Raw genomic sequence first — 18,317 nt, 5'->3', positions numbered from 1 at the left:
GCTTCTGTCGGTGCCCGCGGACGACTAACGTCGTCCGCGGGCATCGGCGTGTGGAGCGTCGGACCGACCCGGAGAGTCGCCGCACCCTCACTCCTGGTCGATTGACCGCATGGCTACGCTCGCCTGGATGCTCCGTTACGAGACCGTGACACCGGTATTTCGGAGCAGGTGTTGACGCAACCTATGTGAGCGCTAACACTACCCGAAAGATGACAGTTGCCCCGGCAGTCGGCGGGGGAGTCCAGAGAGGAGAACCCCGTGCGCAGGAAATTCCTGGTTGCTCTCGGCAGCGCGGCGCTGGCGCTGAGCCTTGCGGCGTGCAGTGGCGAGGGAGCGGGCAGCGGCGGCGACAAGAGCGGCGAGAAGCCCAGCGACCTGACCATCGGCGTGTCGATGCCGACCCAGACCTCGGAGCGGTGGATCGCCGACGGCAACGCGGTGAAGTCCAAGCTTGAGGCCAAGGGCTACAAGGTCGACCTCCAGTACGCCGGCGACGACATCCCCACGCAGTCGCAGCAGGTCGACCAGATGATCACCCAGGGTGCGGACGTCCTGGTGATCGCGGCGATCGACGGCACGGCGCTCAACAGCCAGCTGCAGGCCGCCGCGGCCGCGAAGATCCCGGTCATCTCCTACGACCGGCTGATCCGCGGCAGCAAGGACGTCGATTTCTACGTCAGCTTCGACAACTACAAGGTCGGCGTCGCCCAGGGCACCGCCCTGCTCGTCGGTCTGGGCCTGCTGAACAAGGACGGCTCGAAGGGCACCGCCAAGGGCCCGCTGAACGTCGAGCTCTTCGCCGGTTCGCTGGACGACAACAACACCCAGTACTTCTACGGCGGTGCGATGGACACGCTGAAGCCGTTCATCGAGGACGGCACGCTCGTCGTCAAGTCCAAGCAGACCACGCCCGAGCAGATCGCCACCCTGCGGTGGCAGCAGGAGACCGCACAGAAGCGGATGGAGAACCTGCTGACCTCCAGCTACAACGACGGCGCGAAGGTCGACGGCGTGCTGTCCCCGTACGACGGCATCTCCCGGGGCATCATCACCGCCCTGCAGAACGCCGGCTACGGCACCGGCGCGAAGAAGCTCCCGGTCGTCACCGGCCAGGACGCGGAGATCGCCTCGATCAAGCTGATCAACGACGGCGTGCAGAACTCCACCGTCTTCAAGGACACCCGACTGCTCGCCGAGCAGGCCGTCAACGCGTCCGAGGCGTTCCTGCAGAAGAAGCAGCCGCAGGCCAACGACACCCAGACGTACAACAACGGCGTCAAGGTCGTCCCGTCGTACCTGCTGCCGATCGCCACGGTCTACAAGGACGACATCAAGGCCACGCTGATCGACTCGGGCTACTGGACGGCGGAAGAGGTCGCCGCCGGCCAGGCCAAGAAGTAAAGCCACTCGTCGGGCCCGGCGGTCTCCGCCGGGCCCGACGCCGTGGCGTACCGCGTCCGACCTGACAGAGGACAGTGACCATGGACGACACCATCCTTGAGATGCGCCGCATCACGAAGACCTTCCCCGGCGTGACCGCGCTGGAGGACGTCACCCTCGCCGTCCGTCGCGGGGAGATCCACGCCATCTGCGGGGAGAACGGCGCCGGCAAGTCAACCCTGATGAAGGTGCTGTCCGGCGTCCACCCGTCCGGCTCGTACGACGGTGAGATCCTCTTCGACGGCAAGCCGATGCAGTTCCGGGGCATTCGCGACAGCGAGGCCAACGGCATCGTCATCATCCACCAGGAACTCGCCCTGGTGCCGTACCTGTCGATCGCGGAGAACATCTTCCTCGGCAACGAGCGGCGTGGCCGCAGCGGGCTCATCGACTGGAACCTGGCCAACGCCGAGGCGGCGAAGCTGCTGGCGTCCGTCGGGTTGCACGAGAACCCCGTCACCCCGGTCATCCAGCTCGGCGTCGGCAAACAGCAGCTGGTGGAGATCGCCAAGGCGCTGTCGAAGCAGGTGAAACTGCTCATCCTCGACGAGCCGACCGCCGCGCTCAACGACATCGACTCCGCGCACCTGCTCGACCTGCTGCGGGCACTGCGTGACCAGGGCATCACCTGCATCATGATCTCGCACAAGCTCAACGAGATCATGGCCATCGCCGACGCGACGACCGTCATCCGGGACGGACGCACTGTCGAGACCCTCGACATGACGTCCGGCGACGTGACCCAGCAGCGGATCATCCGGGGCATGGTCGGACGTGACCTGGACAGCTTCTACCCCGACCGCGAGTCGTCCCCCGGCGAGGAGGTCCTCCGCATCGAGGACTGGACGGCGCGGCACCCGGTCCAGGACCGGATGGTCGTCGAGGGCGTCAGCCTGTCCGTGCGCGCCGGTGAGGTCGTCGGCATCGCGGGTCTGATGGGCGCCGGCCGCACCGAGCTGGCGATGAGCGTGTTCGGTCGGTCGTACGGGCGCGACATCAGCGGCCGACTGTTCGTACGCGGGAAAGAGGTCCAGGCGCGTACCGTCGCCGAGGCCATCGACAACGGCATCGCGTACGTCACCGAGGACCGCAAGCACTACGGCCTCAACCTCATCGACGACGTACGGCGCAACGTGTCCGCCGCCGCGCTGGACCGCCTGTCCCGGTTGGGCTGGGTGAACGGCAACGAAGAGATCAAGGTTGCCGAGACGAGCCGGCAGGAGATGAACATCCGGACCCCCAGCGTCATGGCGGTGGTCGGCAAGCTCTCCGGCGGCAACCAGCAGAAGGTCGTGCTGTCGAAGTGGCTGTTCACCGACCCGGACGTGCTGATCCTGGATGAACCCACCCGCGGGATCGACGTCGGGGCCAAGTACGAGATCTACACGATCATCAACCGGCTGGTGGCCGCCGGCAAAGCAGTGATCGTCATCTCCTCCGAGCTGCCGGAGCTGCTCGGGATGTGCGACCGCATCTACACCCTCGCCGCCGGCCGGATCACCGGTGAGATGCCGGTGGCCGAGGCGACTCAGGAGAGCCTCATGGAGCTGATGACAAAGGACAAGGAGCTCGTCGGATGACCGACATCAAGACCCCTTCGACGGAGCGCCCGACGCCCCCGGACAGCGCGCCCGCCGCCGCCCTGCACAGCGGGACGAGCGACCTACGCGCGCTGGTGTTGAACAACCTGAGGCAGAGCGGGATCTACGTCGCACTGGTCGTCATCGTCGGGCTCTTCGCGATCCTGACCGACGGGGTGCTGCTGAGCCCCGGCAACATCACCAACATCGTCCTCCAGTACTCCTACATCCTGGTGCTCGCGATCGGGATGGTCATCCTGATCATCGGCGGCCACATCGACCTGTCGGTCGGATCGGTCGTCGCGCTGACCGGAGCGGTCTCCGCCGTCCTGGTGATCCAGCAGGGTCACCCCTGGTGGATCGGCGTTCTGGCGGCGCTCGCCGTCGGCATCGCGGTCGGCGCGTGGCACGGCTTCTGGGTGGCGTACGCCGGCATTCCGGCCTTCATCGTGACCCTGGCGGGCATGCTGCTGTTCCGGGGCCTCACCCTGCGGGTGCTCGACAACATCTCGCTGTCGCCGTTCCCGGCCGAATACCAGAAGGTCGCGGCGGGCTTCCTCAACGGCCTGCTCGGCGGAAACGGCTTCGACGCCTTCACCCTGCTGATCGGCGCCGTCGCGGTGGCCGGCTACGCGGTGAGCGGTTTCCGCACCCGCGTGGCGCGCATCCGCTACCAGCAGCACGTGGAGTCGTTCCCGCTGTTCGTGGCCCGGGTCGTGCTGGTCGGCGCGGTCATCATGTACTTCGCCTGGCAGCTGGCGCACGCCCGCGGTCTGCCGATCGTGCTGATCATCCTCGCGGTCCTCGTGCTGGTCTACGGCCTGGTCACCCGGCGTACCGTCTTCGGTCGCCAGGTCTACGCGATCGGCGGCAACCTGTCGGCGGCGGCGCTGTCCGGGGTGAAGGTCCGGACCGTCAACTTCTGGATGTTCGTCAACATGGGCTTCCTGGCCGCGGTGGCCGGCGTCATCTACTCCTCGCGGTCCAACGGCGCCCAACCCGCTGCCGGCAACATGTTCGAGCTGGACGCGATCGCCGCGGCCTTCATCGGCGGCGCGGCGGTCACCGGTGGTGTCGGCACCGTGGTGGGCGCGATGGTCGGCGGTCTGATCATGGCGGTGATGAGCAACGGCATGCAGCTGATGGGCATCGACCAGTCGACCCAGTCGGTGGTGAAGGGCCTCGTCCTGCTCGTCGCGGTCGCCTTCGACGTCTACAACAAGCGTCGGGCCGGCACCGCCCGCTGACGCCTGGACCGTACGCACGTGTGCCCCTGCCCGCTCCGCGGGTGGGGGCACATGTCGCTTGGCGGGGTGCCGTCCCGTGCGGTGCCGATCCTCCAGCGGTGCCGAGGCCGGTCGCCCGATCCGTTTCGACCGCGGGCGTCGCGGGCGGCCGGCTGCTGGCCGTGGGATGCCGGAACTGGCTCGCCGGGCTCGGGTCCACCCCTTCGGGTGCGGCCCTGTATAGCTGCCCCATATATGGGCCGCGACCTCGCAAAGGGTTCGACCGGGACCGGCCTTGCCGTGGTGTCGCGCGTGTGACCGGTGAACCTGCGGTGCGGGTGACATCTAGGCAATTGGTCCTGGTCGCTGTCGTGCGCCGACCCATCGTGCGGTGTTCCGGGGCTGGCCTGTCGTGCGGCCGCTTGGGGTAGCCGATTGCGCGGGCGGCGGGGTGGCCCACCCGCGCGGTCGCCGGGTGGCCGACTGCCCGGCTGTCGGGCCGGCCCACTGCCGGTCGCCGGGCCGGCCCACCGTTCGGGCGTTTGGCGGGCAAATGGCGTCGTCGGTCGCCGCGTTTTTCGAGATCTTGGACAGTTTCCGTTCGCGCGGAACGGAAACTGTCCAAGATCTCGCCGGGGGTGGCACGGATGACCGTGATCGAGTGGGCCGTTTCGATTGAATGCCTGGTATGTCCCTTTCCGGAGCAACCGCCAGTTGAACTGCGGCCGCCCCAGATCTGGGGCAGGTCTACAGCGAGCCACGGAAGTCATCCCTGCCCACCGCGACCCGGGTGTGGGGCGCTCGCCGGACTTCCGCGCAGGGGCTTGAGGTCGTGAGGCCCGAGGGCACGTCGTGGGCCGCACGGTCACGGATCCTGGGGTCGCGGGCCCGGGGGTTGCAGGACCGGGGCCCGGCCCGAGATCGTGGGCCAGGACCAAGACCGGGGCCAGGGCCAGGACCAGGACCAGGACCAGGACCAGGACCAGGACCAGGACCAGGACCAGGACCAGGACCGGGGCCAGGACCGGGGTCAGGACCGGGGTCAGGACCGGGGCCAGGACCGGGGCCAGGGCCGGGACCGGGGCCAGGACCAGGACCGGGACCGGGGCCCGGCCCGAGATCGTGGGCCGGGACCGGGGCCGGGACCAGGACCGGGACCGGGGCCCGGCCCGAGATCGTGGGCCGGGACCGGGGCCGGGGCCGGGGCCGGGGCCGGGGCCGGGGCCAGGACCAGGAACCAGGGCGAGGGCCGGCGCCAGGGCGAAAGCCGGGCCGGGGACGGAGCGGGAGCCGGGAGTTCCGGGCGTGCGCGTGAATCGGCGGCCTGGGGTGCGGCGTCCAGGGTGGGCGTGGGTCGTGGAGCGAGGGGCGGGAGGGACCCCGCTGCACCGCGAGCGGTGCAGCGGGATCGCGCGGTCAGTGGCAGGTGCCGGTGCCGCTGTCGCTGTACGTCTGCCCGGCCACCGGCACGAACTGCCAGTCGTAGCTGCCGGAGTGCAGGGTGAACTTCAGGACGCCCCACGCCGAGCTGTTACGCGCCTCGCTGTTGGGCTGGATCGTGCCGAAGCCGTAGTGGCTCGCGCCGCCCATGCCGGCGACGAAGCTGCGCAGACCCCTGCTGCTGTCGGCGCCACCGGAGGGGTTCATCGGGGCGAACCGCTCGTACACGTGGTTGTGCCCCCACACCACGACGTCGGCGTTGTAGTCGTAGAGCGCCTGGTACAGCGGGCGCGTCGACGTCGACGGGGCGTGGTTGGAGCTGGACGTGAACAGCGGGTGGTGCCAGTACGCCATCGTGCACGGCTTGCTGGTGGCGGCCAGGTCGGCACGCAGCCACTGCTCCTGCGTCGACCCCGCCGACATGCTGATGTTCGAGTTCAGCGACACGATGTGCCAGTTGCCGAGGTCGAACGAGTAGTAGCCGCGGCCGCTCGGGCCGGCGGACGTACCGAAGTAGTTGTAGTAGCCGGTCGCGCCCGACGTGTTGTAGTCGTGGTTGCCCGGCGACGGGCGGGTGCGGCTCTTGTGCCGCCCCCAGGTGGGCTCGTAGTAGGTGCTGAACTGCGACGCGGTGCCGCTGTCGTAGACGTTGTCGCCGGTGGTGAAGACCGTGCCGGAGATGCTGTCGAGCAACGCGGCGGTGGCGCTGTCGCCGGAGCCGGAGTCGGCGATGTCACCCGCGCCGACGAACACCGGGTCGCCGGACGGAGGCGTCGTGGTCCCGGTGGTGACCACCAGTTGCGGGGCGTCCGCGCCGCTCTCGCGGGTGTCGTAGTACGCGCCGTCACCGCTGGCCGAGGTCGCACCGAAGCTGTACGTGCCGTTGCCGGTCACCGCAGTCGTGACGTCGACCTCGTACCAGGTGTTGCCGCTGACCGCGCCGACCGTGCCGAGCGTGGCGCCGTCGATGGCCGGCTGGTTGTTCCAGGTGGTGCCGGTCTCCGACCAGGTCGTGTTGGACATCCGGCGGAACGTGCCACCGGCGTCGCTGCCGCTGTTGCCGCTGATCGTGCGCAGGCGCAGCTTGGCGCTGGTCACCGTGCCGCTGACGCCGCTCACTGTGAAGCGCAGGAACGACCGCCGTACGGGGGAGTTGTCGACCACGATCTGCGTGGACGTGCCGTAGTTGGTGGAGGCCGTGTCGCTCTGGACGTAGGTGTCGGCGACCGGCGTGAACGTCACGCTCGCCGCCGAGGCAGAGCCGGCGCCGGTGACGACGACGGCGGCGGTCGCGGCGAGGACCACAGTGACCACCCCCAGCGTCACCGGCGGACGGGGGAATCGAATGTCCATCCAGGACTCCTTCACATCGTGGGAAGAGCGCAAGGAATGTAGGAGAGTCGACGGTCCGAAGGGCCACGGTCGTATGAACAGTACGCTCAGGCAGTGAAACATCTCGATGTTTGTCGTATGTTCACCCGACGCACGTCCAGCGGTTCCCGACGGACCCTTGCCGCCTCTCCGCCCAGTCGCCACGATGGCTGACCGTCAGCTACCGACCTGAGGAGATGCTCGTGTACCTGTCGACCGTCTCCCGACCGGTCGCCGACCCTTCGGAGTCCGGGCCACGACGCCGACGGTTCGCGATGGTCAGCGGCAACGTCGTCGCGCTCGGCACGGTCAGTCTGATCACCGACGTCTCGGCGGAGATGGTGGCCGCCGTCCTCCCGCTCTACCTGGTGCTGGGCCTGCAACTCAGCCCGGTGGCGTTCGGCGTGCTCGACGGCGTCCACACCGGCGCGACAGCGCTCCTGCGGGTCGTCGGTGGCTACGCCGCCGACCGGTTCCAGCGGCGCAAGCTGATCGCGGGTGTCGGCTACACCCTCTCGGCGGTCGCGAAGCTCGGGCTCCTGCTCGCCGGCCGGTCGATACCGGCGATCGGCGCCGTCATCGCCGTCGACCGGCTCGGCAAGGGGGTCCGCAGCGCCCCGCGCGACGCCCTGATCACGCTCTCCACCCCACCGGAGGCGTTGGGTCGGGCGTTCGGGGTGCACCGGGCGATGGACAGCTTCGGAGCGTTCCTCGGGCCGCTCGCCGCGTTCGCGGTCCTGCTGGTCGTCGGCCAGTCGTACGACGCGGTGTTCGTCACCAGCTTCTGCGTCGCCGCCCTGGCGGTGGTCGTCCTCGTGCTGTTCGTCCGGGAGCGGCCACCGGACGAGGTGAAGGGCGAGGTCAGGGACGAGCCGAAGGTCTCCGTCCGGGAGGCGCTCGGGCTGTTCCGTGGCGGACCGGCCCGTCGACTCGTGCTGGCCGCGGCGATGCTCGGGCTGGCCACCGTCGGCGACGGGTTCGTCTACCTGTTGTTGCAGCGTCGGGAGGATCTCGGCCTGCGCTGGTTCCCGTTGCTCGCGGTGGGCACCAGCCTGGCCTACCTGCTGCTCGCCGCCCCGCTCGGTGTCCTCGCCGACCGGATCGGCCGACTGCCCGTGGTGATCGGCGGCTACGTCGCTCTCGGTGCGACGTACCTGCTGCTGGCCGGGCCGGTCGACGGTTGGCCGCTGATCGTGCTGACGCTGACGCTCTACGGCGCGTTCTACGCGGCCACCGACGGCGTGCTCATCGCGCTCGCCGGACCGGTCCTGCCGGCCCGGCTGCGGACCACCGGGATCGCACTCGTGCAGACCGGGCAGGCCCTGGCGTACCTCGTCTCCTCGGTGTTGTTCGGTCTCGCCTGGCAGGCCTTCGGGCCGGAGACCGCGATCCGCGGGGCGGCCGCAGCCGTCGCCGGGGTCCTGGTCCTCACGCTGCTCCTGCTGATCTCCCCGTCCCGCCTGAACACCCGGAAGGTGCTCCCATGACCGCGACGTCGACCCGGGCGAAACTCGGCGTGTTGATCGCCTCGGCCGTGCTGCTGGGCAGTGTGGCGGCCGGTTACGTGGCCATGGCGGCGGCGGAGACCACCCCGACGCCACCTCCGGCCACCGGCGATCAGGCGGTCACCCTGACACCCGGTCCGCGCCTGCTGGCGATCACCGACCGGCACGTCTCCACCGTCGCCGCCGCCGACCCGACCGGACCGCGTACCGTCTCCGGTCTGGAATGCCTGCGGGTGTACGCCGCTGCCGGCACCGGTGTCTGCCTCAAGCCGGAGACCACGTGGTCGTACCGGATGGTCGTGCTCGACGCCGCGTTGCGCGAGACCCGGGCGATCAGCGTGCCGGGTCTGCCGAACCGGGCCCGGGTCTCGGCCAGTGGACGGATGGTCTCCTGGACGACGTTCGTCGGCGGCGACTCCTACACCTCCAGCGGCTTCTCCACCCGCACCGGAATCCTCGACACCAGCAGCGGTGCGACCGTCGCCTCGCTGGAGGAGTTCGCGATCACGAAGGACGGTCGGGGCTACCGCCACCCGGACGTCAACTACTGGGGCGTCACCTTCACCGCCGACGACAACCGCTTCTACGCGACCATGTCGACCGGGGGTAAGAGATACCTCGTCCGGGGTGACGTCGCCGCCCGCACCGTCGAGACGGTGAAGGAGAACGTCGAGTGTCCGTCGCTGTCACCGGACGGCACCCGGCTTGCGTTCAAGGAGGCCGTCGACGCCGATCCCGCGAAGGGGTGGCGGCTCTCGGTCCTCGACCTGGCGACCATGCGGGTCACCGCGACAGCCGAGACGACGAGCGTCGACGACCAGGCCGCCTGGCTGGACGGCGGCACGCTGGCCTACACGCTGCGGCAGGACGACGGGCGGCCGGACGTGTGGAGCGTCCCGGCCGACGGGTCCGGCGCGCCGAAGCTGGTGATCCCCGGCGCCGAGTCACCGTCCCCGCTGACCTGACGCTGCGGCCTCGTCGGGCGGTCAGGACACCTGACCGCCTTGGCGCGGACGGCATTCCGTCATGGGGGATTCCGCGCCCGCCCATCGCCGTTCGTCGACGTTGCTCAACGCCGACGGGCAGGGCGGCATGGCCGGCGCCGACGTGACAGTCGAGTGGCAGGTGTCCACCACCGACCGCCGGCTCACGGCGCGGGGCACCCCGACCCACTGAGCCGAGAAGGCCCATTCAGCCTGCGTGATCGGCCTCGCCGCCGACCCCCGCCACCCCGTCGTCCCGGTCGCCGGACGACGGGGTGGCGACGGCGCGCAGCGTCACCGCCCGGTCGACGTGGTCGACCTCGAAGAGCGTTCCGGCCGGGAAACGGGCCAGCATCTCGGGCGGCAACTGGATCGTGCCGTCGCCGGCCACCACGGCGAAGTCCCGCCCGCCGCGCCCCTCGGCCCCGACCCGGCCGTCCCGGATCGTGACGGCGCGGCCCAACCGGGCACCCACCTCGCCGTCATGGGTCACCACGATCACCGTGGTGCCCCGCTCCGCGTTGACGGTGGCCAGCGCCGCGAGCACCTCGTCCCGACCGGACGCGTCGAGCTGGCTGGTCGGCTCGTCGACCAGGAGCAGCCCGGGCCCGGCCGCGAGCCCCTGCGCCAGAGCGGCCCGCTGACGCTGCCCGGGAGTCAGGTCGCCCACCCGCCGCGCGCCGGCACCGCCGAGGCCGACGAGGTCCAGGACCGCCTCCGGTGGATCGAGCCGGCGCCCGGCGATGCGCGCGGCGGGTCGCTGCGCCAACCAGACGTTGCGCGCCAGCGACACGTACGGCAGCAGGTTGCGTTCGGCGCCCTGGAGCACCGTGCCGACAGTGGCCCCGCGAAGGGCCGCCAGGCCCTTGGCCGAGAGCCGGGACAGCTCGTGGTCGCCCACGTGCACGCGCCCGGCGGACGGTTGCATGAGCCCGCCGAGGATCGCCACCAGAGTGGACTTTCCCGAGCCGGACGGCCCCACCAGCGCCAACATCTCGCCCGGCGTGATCCGCAGGTCCACACCCGAGAGCGCGACGACGTCACCGGCGGCGCTGGGGTAGATGTGGATGAGCCGGTGGCAGGTGACGGCCACACCCCCGGCCGGCCGCGCGGCGGTCGTCGGCGCGTCCTGCGGCGCGGCGGTCATCGGCTGCTCCTGCGACGCACCGAGGCGGCGACGACCCGACCGAGCACGAGTGCGGTGAGGGCGAACAACGTGATGGTCGGCACCGTGAACAGCAGCAGTCGGCCGACGTCCGGCCAGTCGGGCAACGGGACCGGTGAGCGGCCGTCACTGAACAGGCGCTGCCCGCTCCGGGTGAGCAGCCAGATCAGCACTGTGACGAGGCCGCCCGACACGGCGGCGACGGCGACCGGCCACCCGTAACCCCCGCGCACCGCTCGTGGCGGCAGCCCCTGCCGGCGCAACGCCACCAACATGGCCACCCGGGTACGCTGCTCGGCCGCCGCCATCGCGACCAGGCCGGCCGCCCCGATCAGCACCCCGGCCAGCGCGGCGAACAGGTTGAAGCGCACTGCCAGCGCGGCACCCTGCCGGTCGAACTCCTGTCGCACGGTGGCGGTCGTCCGATCGGCCGTGATGACCAGGCCCTGGGCGCGAAGTCGGTCGAGGACGTCGGCGGGAGCCGACGAGGTCAACCAGACCTCCTCGCTGCCGTTCTGGCGGGCGACGGCGAGGCGGTCCGCGTACTCCAGGTCGACGACCAGACCGCTGCCACCAAGTCGCGGCAGCCGATCGGCCAGCCCCTGGACGGATGCCGTACTCGGTGTGCCGTCGACGCCGTCGTGCGGGTAGGCCGCGCCGAGCCGGGTTTCTGGAGATCCGCTCAGGTAGGCCGGGAGCGGAAACGGCGCGTCGACGACACTGATGGCGGCCGGCGTCGCCCGCCGGTTCTCGTCCACGGTGAGGACCAACGCCGCGGTCGTCGCGCTCGCGCGGGTGGTGCTCGTGTCCGACAGCCGCCACCGCGTCAGGTCGGCGAACTGCGCGCCGGTCAGCACCACCATCTCGCGTCCGCCGTCCTCGTCGCTGCCGCGTAACTCCTCGAAGCGGACCTCCAGTTGGCGGGAGACCACCGGAGCGACGATCTCGATCTTGGTCAGGCGGCATTCCTGCGCGCACTCGGGCACCTGGAACGAGTAGGTCTTTCGGTCGGGCTCGACGTCCTTGAGGGAGGCGACCACCCGGGTGCCGTTGGCACTGGCCACCGTGACCGTGAGGCGAACCTTGTTCCCGGCGAAGGCCTCGGCGTCGAAGGTGGCGGAGAGGACCATGTCGAGCAGCTGCCCCCGGAAGTACACCGGCTCCCCGGGCGCGGCCGGGCGGATCTTCCGTGCGACGTCCGTCAGGGACACGCCGTAGGACGGATGCCACGCGGCCACCGTCGCCAGCCGGTCGGAGTCCACCGCGAGTAGCGGTGTGCCGGCCGCGGAGGACACGCTGGTCACCACTGCGGCCATCGCGAAGCGCCCGTCGGGATCGGCCGTCCGCACGGCCTTCAACAGGTGCGAGCGGGACGTCGCGTCGACCTGGACCACGCGCGGCGCGCCGACCTCGACAACTGCCCGGTCGGTGTAGGCGGCCGACGCGACCTCGCTCGTCGCGGCGGTGAAGGCGAGCATCGCGACGACCACTGTGAGAAGCGCGATCAGGGGCCGGAACCGGGGTTGTCGGGCCACCTGCACCAGGGCGAGACCGGTGGCTGTCCGCCCGCGCGTCAGCAGCGCCGCGCCCGTCGCCGCGCCGATGATCATCGCGACCCGGGCCAGCAGCACACCGGCGGCGAGCGCCCCGGCTACCGGTGCCACCAGGGCCAGTCCGCTGGGCGAACCGCCGGAGCGCAACTGCACCACGGCGGCCACGGCGACGGACACCACGACGACGTCACCGATGGTCGCCCGCCAGCCGCGGGTCCGTGCCGGAACCCGACGCAGCAGGTCGACGACCGAGCCGGACAACATCCGAAGCTGGGCAAGCAGCACCGCGGCGAGCGCGCCGACCGCGCCGACGGCGGCGAAGCCGATCACTGTGGCGTCGACTGCGACGTCGGCACGGGCCGGAAGGGTGTGGGCGGCGAGCAGGGTGGCGGCGGCGACGCCGCCCAGGCAGCCGAGGGGGATCGCGATCAGCACGGGTACGGCGTGCTCGCCGATCGCCAGCGCCCACAGCCGTCGGCGCTGCACCCCGCGGAGCAGGAGCAGGCCCTGCTCCGGTCGACGCTGATCCGCGGCCGAGCTGACCGCGACGAACAGGACCAGCCAACAGAGCAGGACGAGCAGCCCCGCGCCCAGCGTCACGCCGTCGGCCAACTGGCCACGTTGCAGGGCCACCCGGTCGAGGAGGAGGGGCAGGCTGCTGCCGCCCCCGAGGCCCGCGCGGGTGCCGTCCCGCGTCACCACCGCGACAGCATCACGCAGGTCCGATTCGGAACGGGTGTCGAGCAGGTGCCCGGTGACGTAGAGGTCGGCGGTCGACCGGTGCAGGATCGCGTTGTCGTCGGTCAGGGGCGCGGCCTCAGCGGTGAAGATGGCGTCCTCCGCGCTGCCCACGGCCGGAATGCCGGACGGGCCCGCCGCAGCCGGACGAATGTACTCCGCGCCCAGCCAGAACGGATCGGTCACGTCCAGCGGTTGGTAGACGCCGGCCACCCGCACCGGCACCACGCCGAAGGTGAACCGGTCACCGACGGCGACACCGAGCCGCGCGGCGGTCTGCGTGCTGACCATGACCTCGGGCGCCTGCCCCCGGGTGGTGGCCCGGGGGCAGGCGCCGGACACGGTGACCCGCTCGCAGACCCCCGCGCGGAAGACCAGCGTCGAGGTCACCGTTCCGGCACGGCCGGCGGCGACGTCGGTGCTCTGCGCACCCAGGACGACCTCGAACCCGGCCGGCGTCAGCTGCCGCACCCGGTCGGCGAACGGGGTCCGCGCGGGGTCGGCGGGCATCCCCGGATATTCGACGGGGTCGGCCAGTCGCAGGCGAAGCTCGTTCGGCGTCGCCCTGGACGCCTCGTAGCGGGCCAGGGCCTGGCCGGCGGCGGCGACATAGCTCGGCGCGGCCGCGGCGGCGGCGCTGGCGAGCACGGTGAGCAGGAGCACCGCCAGGGCTTGCGCCCGGCGGGCCGCGATCGCGCCCCAGATGACGGTCAGCATTGATGCCGAGGGTATCGACCGGGCTGATGCCCCGCCGCCCCGTGCGAACGGACCGGAACCTGTCGGTCGTCCGGATCCCTCAGTCGCGCAGGACCTCCGCCCGGCCCTCGACGAGGTGCAGCTCCGCTTCGCAGGCGGCGGCCACCTCCGGGTCGTGGGTGGCGAACACGACGGCCGCGCCCCGCCGCGCCTCGTCGTGCAGCAGGTCCAGAACGCGCTGCCGGTTGCCCGCGTCCAACTCGCTGGTCACCTCGTCGGCCAGCAACACGCCTGCGCGCAGGGCCAGGCCGCGGGCGACCGCGGTCCGCTGCTGTTGGCCACCGGACAGCTCTTCGACGAGTTGGTCGGCCTGGCCGGCGAGGCCCAGCCGATCCAGCATCGCCGTGGTCTGCCGACGGGCCTCGGGTGGTGTCACGCCGTCGGCCACGAGCGCCACCTGAAGGTTCTCGGCGGCGGTGAGGATCGGGGACAGACCGTTGTCCTGCGGGACGAGGACGATTCGGTGCGCGACCGCGTGGTCACGATCGCGCAGCGGCTGCCCGTCGACGCGTACCTCCCCGTGGCGTGGGCGCAGCAGCCCGGCCATCGCGTGCAGCAGGGTGCTCTTGCCGGCGCCGGACGAACCGGTCAGCGCCAGGATCCGGCCGGGGCGCACCGTCACCGACACGTCCCGCAGGACGGTCCGGTCCTGGCTGTAGCCGACCGACATGCCGTCGATGGTCAACATCTGCACCCGCCCTCCCGGTACCGAGTCCGCAGAGTGCCACGCCCGACGGCATCGCACAATCCTCGTCGACCCGGCCCGCGCTGCTGAGGCGCGGTACGACCACGTCCGCTCAGGTGGGCGTCGAGCCGAAGAGCAGGTCCAGGTGGGCGTCGAGCGCGCCCAGCGCCTGCTCGGCGGTGTACTGCCCGCCGAGCAGGTAGACACCCAGCCCCTCCATCAGCGCCAGCAGGCCGGCCGCGGCGGCGTCGCCCCGGCCGGCGGGCAGGATGCCGGCGACGAACTCGGTGAGCTGCCGGGTGCCCTCCCGGAGGCCGGTCGCGGCGGCCGGCCGCACCGCCGTGTACGCGAGGAACGCGAGCGCCACCCGCCCGTCGTCGCGGGTGTGCTCGTCGAGGGGCAGCAGGGCGGCGAGCAGGGTCCGCAGCAGCAGTCGAGGCGGCGGGTCCTCGCCCAGCCGGGCAACCGCCTCGGTGACCCGGACCTGGCTGCGCTCGCGTACGACGCTCAACGCGAACGCCATCATCTCGTCCTTGGTCCGGAAGTAGTGCTGGACCATCCCGGCGGACACACCGGCCGCGGCGGCCACGTGTCGGAGGCTGACGGCCTCCAGCCCCTGGTCCGCGGCGACCCGCATCAACGCGTCCGCGATGAGGGTGCGTCGCTCCTGGTGATCGACCTTCTTGGGCATGGCCTCGATCGTTTCAGAGTGGGTGACCCGGACACCCCGCAGGCGGCGGCGGTTACCGGCTGACGGTGCTGCCCGTGGGGGTGCCCCGGGCGCTGCGCAGGAGGCCGTCGGGGTCGTCGGCGTAGAGTCGCAGCTCGTTCGTCGGCACCGACCCACCCCTCGGCAGGTCGAAGGTCATCGGCCGGCGTAGCAGGACGTCGATGCTCGTCTGGCTGCCGACCGAGATGGACACCACCCGCCGGTCGCCCTCCTGCTCGACCTGCACCGACCGGCTCGACGGCAGCGAGCGGTAACGCTTGCGCAGCGCCTCGACGTCCGCCCACGGGACGAAGACGTCGATGCCGGAACTGAGCCGGACCCGCAGGCCCTTGTCGCCGACGACGTGGGGATGGATGGTCATGCTGGCGTACAGGCCGATCATCCAGAGCAGACCCCAGATGCCGAGGCCGAGCACGATCCACCGGGCGGGCCGCCAGGGCACCACGTGGGTGACGACGACATCGAAGATCGGGATCTCCACGGCCGACAGGCCGATGAAGATGCCCAGGATCGGCTTGACCACGCCGAGGTAGCCGAACGGCTCGTCGCCGGGAGCCAGCGGCAGCGGGCGGCGTCGCGCCCACACGTACAGGCTGCGCCACGTCGCGGCCTCGGCCTGCGCCGCGCGGCGCAGCAGGGGGCCCACCCGCGCCCTGGTCGGGGCGTTCGTGTCGCTCATGGTCGTCCTTCTCGGTAGCTGTCGGTGGTCAGTGGAGCGTGACGGTGCCGGCGGCGCCGTCCACGGTGACGACCTGCCCCGTGCGGATCGTCCGGGTGACGTCGGGGACGCAGATGACGGCGGGGATGCCGTACTCACGGGCCACCGTCGGGCCGTGCGCCATGATCGCGCCGGTCTCGGTGACCAGCGCCGCGGCGGTGAGGAACAGCGGCGTCCAGCCGGGGTCGGTGGTCGCGGCCACCAGGACGTCGCCGGGTTCGATGTGGGCGGTGCGGGGGTCGTGGACGACCCGGGCGGGGCCGGTCACCCGGCCCGCCGACGCGCCCACGCCGGTCAGCGTTCCGTCGCCGGTGGGCACCGTCGGCAGGACAGCCTCGACGTCCGTGCCGTCGGAGAGCAGCGCGACGGGCACCGCCACGCGCCGTAGTTCCCGCCGGTGCACGGCCCGTCGGGCGGTGACTGTGGCCCGCGGATCAACCCCCTGGTGTACGGCCTCGTGCACCTCGTCGAGAGTCAGGAACATGATGTCGTCGGGCTGGTCCAGCAACCCGGAGTCGCGCAGGTCGGCCCCGATGAGCAGGAGCTGACGGCGGGTCTCGCGCAGGGGGTGGAGCCCGGCGAACTTGCCGGCCTCGCGCAGGCCCGCCAGGGACCGTGCCCGGCGCAGCAGGAAGGCGGCGACGGTGCCCCGCACCGGCCGTCGGCGGCGGGCTCGCCGGCTCAGCTCCCGCAGAGCTGTCTCCGCTGCGGAGGCGGCCCGTTGGAACCGTCGGTCGGGGCCCTGCTGGGGGTCGGTGACCCGGAGGTAGTTCGCGACCGCCGCGAAGACCGGAGTGGGATCTTCCTCCCAGCGTGGTACGCCGAGGTCGACCTCGGCGACGCCCCGGTGACCGTAGGCGTCGAGGAAGGCGGTCATGCCGATGTCGGGGAGGGTTCCACGCAGGTGGCGGGCGGCCAACTCGGCCGGCGGGGTGTCGAGGAGGAGTTGCCGGTGGTCGCCCGCGCTCTGGGCGAGCCGCCACAGGGCCAGGTCCATCTCGATGGTGACGTTGTGCGGCATGCCGCCCAGCACGGTGTGGATCTCGTCCGGGCCGGCCAGGCCTTTGAGCAGCGTGGCCGGCAGCGCGGCGGCGAGCATCCCCGCGACGATCGGCCACATGATCGCGTCCGCGGTGTCGTCGGCGTCGGCGTCCCGTGCCTGCACGAAGCGCAGCCGGTCGGCGGCGGAAGTCAGGTCGGCCGGGGCGGCCGATCGTGTCCTCATCTGCTCGATCGCCTCGAACATCCGGATCCGCGCGGCGTCGGGACGGGCCAGGGCCCGCAGGATGCCCACCACCGCGCGTCGGGCCGTCCGTAGCGACGCGGCCGTCGGCGCTCCGTCGCGCGTGGCGCCGCCGCTGGTCGGGGCGAAGCGGGGATCGGCCAGCACGTGCTGCATCACCGCCTGGGCGCGTGGCCCGAAGTCGACAGCCAGCAGCTTGACCAGCCGCTTGCGGGACGACCGGTCCCGAGCCAGGTCGGTCAGGTCTCCGTAGAGGCGGCCACCGATGTCGACGATCTCGACCCGTACCCCCAGCGACGCCAGCATGGCGGCGATCTGTGTCCGCAGGGTCGACATGCCCATCGGGGTGACCGGTTGCCGCATGCCCTGGACGTGACCGAACTCCAGGTAGACCCGGGGGAGAGGTTTGTCGGTGGCGGGTGGCTGTGGGAACAGGCTGGTGATCGGTCGGGACTGGAGGAGCCACTGGACGTCGTCCGCGTCGATCGCCCACTCGATGTCCTGCGGGCGGCCGAAGTGGGTCTGGAGTCGCTCGCCGGTGGCGCGCAGGTCGGCCAGGTGCGCGGACGTCAGGCATCCGGTGTGGTCCCGGGTGACGCCGTCGAGGACGTAGTGGTCCACGGTGGCCGCGCCGTCCACCACCGTCGTGCCCAGACCCGGAGCCGCGTCGACGGCCATCTCGTCGCGACGACCGGTCAACGGGTTCGCGGTGAAGAGCACCCCGGCGACCTTGGGCGTGATCATGCGTTGCACCACGACGGCCATCCGCACCTGCCGGCTGTCGATCTGGTGGGCGTCGCGGTAGGTGGTCGCCCGGTCGCTGTGCAGCGAGTCCCAGCACTTCTCGATGGCGGCGATCAGCTGGGTGGTGCCGATCACGTCGAGCACCGTGTCCTGCTGTCCAGCGAAGCTCGCGTCGGGCAGGTCCTCGGCGGTGGCGCTGGAGCGCACGGCGACCGGGCCCGCTCCGAGCCGCTCGTACGCGGCGGCGACCTCAGCGGTGGGGATCACGCCGTCCCGGTGTGCCTCGGTGGTGACGCAGAAGCCGTCGGGGACCCGTTCGCCGCGCCGGATCAGCTCGCCCAGCCCAGCGGCCTTACCGCCGACCAGGTCGAGCATCTCGCTGGTCACCTCGGACAACGGGATCACGTGCATCGGGGAGCCCACTCTCGTTGCAATACGAC

Annotated in this window: 13 protein-coding genes; 6 read left to right on the top strand and 7 right to left on the bottom strand. The window is 71.4% G+C overall.

Features of this window, described 5'->3' with window-relative positions:
• Positions 1–258 precede the first annotated feature (258 nt).
• The 3 genes from chvE (at position 259) to mmsB (ending at position 4,267) form a co-directional block, all read left to right on the top strand.
• Positions 259–1,401: a multiple monosaccharide ABC transporter substrate-binding protein gene (gene chvE, locus GA0070612_RS27885; protein ID WP_088990624.1), complete on the top strand. Its 1,143-nt coding sequence runs from the start codon at positions 259–261 to the stop codon at positions 1,399–1,401.
• An 80-nt stretch (positions 1,402–1,481) separates the two neighbouring features.
• Positions 1,482–3,020, top strand: a complete 1,539-nt coding sequence (gene mmsA, locus GA0070612_RS27880) for a multiple monosaccharide ABC transporter ATP-binding protein (protein ID WP_088990623.1) — start codon at positions 1,482–1,484, stop codon at positions 3,018–3,020.
• Complete coding sequence (gene mmsB / locus GA0070612_RS27875) at positions 3,017–4,267, top strand: multiple monosaccharide ABC transporter permease (RefSeq protein WP_088990622.1); 1,251 nt, start codon at positions 3,017–3,019, stop codon at positions 4,265–4,267. Before mmsA ends, mmsB begins: the two co-directional genes overlap by 4 nt.
• A 1,395-nt stretch (positions 4,268–5,662) precedes the next feature.
• Here mmsB and GA0070612_RS27865 read toward each other — a convergent pair.
• Positions 5,663–7,039: a CBM96 family carbohydrate-binding protein gene (locus tag GA0070612_RS27865; protein WP_088991810.1), complete on the bottom strand. Its 1,377-nt coding sequence runs from the start codon at positions 7,037–7,039 to the stop codon at positions 5,663–5,665.
• Positions 7,040–7,260: 221 nt separating this feature from the next.
• Here GA0070612_RS27865 and GA0070612_RS27860 point away from each other — a divergent pair, with 221 nt between their 5' ends.
• The 3 genes from GA0070612_RS27860 (at position 7,261) to GA0070612_RS31690 (ending at position 9,738) form a co-directional block, all read left to right on the top strand.
• The gene (locus GA0070612_RS27860; RefSeq protein WP_408630515.1) at positions 7,261–8,544 is read left to right on the top strand and encodes an MFS transporter; all 1,284 of its coding nucleotides are present in this window, start codon (positions 7,261–7,263) and stop codon (positions 8,542–8,544) included.
• Positions 8,541–9,527, top strand: coding sequence for a TolB family protein (locus GA0070612_RS27855; protein ID WP_088990620.1), 987 nt, complete (start codon positions 8,541–8,543; stop codon positions 9,525–9,527). Before GA0070612_RS27860 ends, GA0070612_RS27855 begins: the two co-directional genes overlap by 4 nt.
• Before the next feature lie 61 nt (positions 9,528–9,588).
• Positions 9,589–9,738, top strand: a complete 150-nt coding sequence (locus tag GA0070612_RS31690; protein ID WP_157742627.1) for a hypothetical protein — start codon at positions 9,589–9,591, stop codon at positions 9,736–9,738.
• Between the two features lie 15 nt (positions 9,739–9,753).
• On the opposite strand, the gene GA0070612_RS27850 is transcribed toward GA0070612_RS31690, so the two are convergent.
• The 6 genes from GA0070612_RS27850 to GA0070612_RS27825 form a co-directional block, all read right to left on the bottom strand.
• Positions 9,754–10,692, bottom strand: coding sequence for an ABC transporter ATP-binding protein (locus GA0070612_RS27850; RefSeq protein WP_088990619.1), 939 nt, complete (start codon positions 10,690–10,692; stop codon positions 9,754–9,756).
• Positions 10,689–13,718, bottom strand: a complete 3,030-nt coding sequence (locus GA0070612_RS27845; RefSeq protein WP_088990618.1) for an FtsX-like permease family protein — start codon at positions 13,716–13,718, stop codon at positions 10,689–10,691. Before GA0070612_RS27845 ends, GA0070612_RS27850 begins: the two co-directional genes overlap by 4 nt.
• 79 nt (positions 13,719–13,797) lie before the next feature.
• Positions 13,798–14,445, bottom strand: coding sequence for an ABC transporter ATP-binding protein (locus tag GA0070612_RS27840; RefSeq protein ID WP_167393724.1), 648 nt, complete (start codon positions 14,443–14,445; stop codon positions 13,798–13,800).
• A gap of 109 nt (positions 14,446–14,554) precedes the next feature.
• On the bottom strand, positions 14,555–15,133 hold the full coding sequence (locus GA0070612_RS27835) for a TetR/AcrR family transcriptional regulator (RefSeq protein ID WP_088990616.1): 579 nt from the start codon (positions 15,131–15,133) through the stop codon (positions 14,555–14,557).
• Between the two features lie 52 nt (positions 15,134–15,185).
• On the bottom strand, positions 15,186–15,851 hold the full coding sequence (locus GA0070612_RS27830) for a hypothetical protein (RefSeq protein WP_088990615.1): 666 nt from the start codon (positions 15,849–15,851) through the stop codon (positions 15,186–15,188).
• A 28-nt stretch (positions 15,852–15,879) separates the two neighbouring features.
• A complete protein-coding gene (locus tag GA0070612_RS27825; RefSeq protein WP_088990614.1) occupies positions 15,880–18,288 on the bottom strand; it encodes a PEP/pyruvate-binding domain-containing protein in 2,409 nt (802 codons plus the stop codon).
• Positions 18,289–18,317 lie beyond the last annotated feature (29 nt).

The sequence above is a fragment of the Micromonospora chokoriensis genome (assembly GCF_900091505.1).
GTDB classification, from domain to species: Bacteria; Actinomycetota; Actinomycetes; order Mycobacteriales; family Micromonosporaceae; genus Micromonospora; species Micromonospora chokoriensis.
Note: the sequence above shows the minus strand (reverse complement) of the source record. Positions and strands in the feature narration are given on the sequence as shown.